This window comes from Prevotella sp. TF12-30, from assembly GCF_003436715.1.
Lineage (GTDB): Bacteria > Bacteroidota > Bacteroidia > Bacteroidales > Bacteroidaceae > Prevotella > Prevotella copri_A.
The window spans coordinates 462-685 of the sequence record NZ_QSQJ01000130.1; the positions used below are offsets into that span (position 1 = coordinate 462).

At 50.4% G+C, this 224-nt stretch carries 1 protein-coding gene; it reads right to left on the reverse strand.

The window, feature by feature from the left end; all coding sequences use genetic code 11:
• Positions 1–224: hypothetical protein (locus tag DXD25_RS17045; protein ID WP_187360515.1), on the reverse strand; the 224-nt coding region annotated here is incomplete at both ends.

Below are 224 nucleotides of genomic sequence, written 5' to 3' on the forward strand. Positions count from 1 at the left end.
TGCCTGCACATCATCATAATAGTCGAAGTTCTGGTATGCCACTTCCTTGCCGTTGTTGTCATACTGTCTGACACCAGTGAGCATTTCCTTGTGGAAAGCCCCCTCCTTATAGTCGAAGGCATAGCTGCGCAGGGTCTCGCCCTGGAAATTCACGGTCACTTTTTCCAACAGCTTGTTGGAGGAGGCGAGGAATCCATAGCGGGCATTGTTGGTCTTTACCTGCT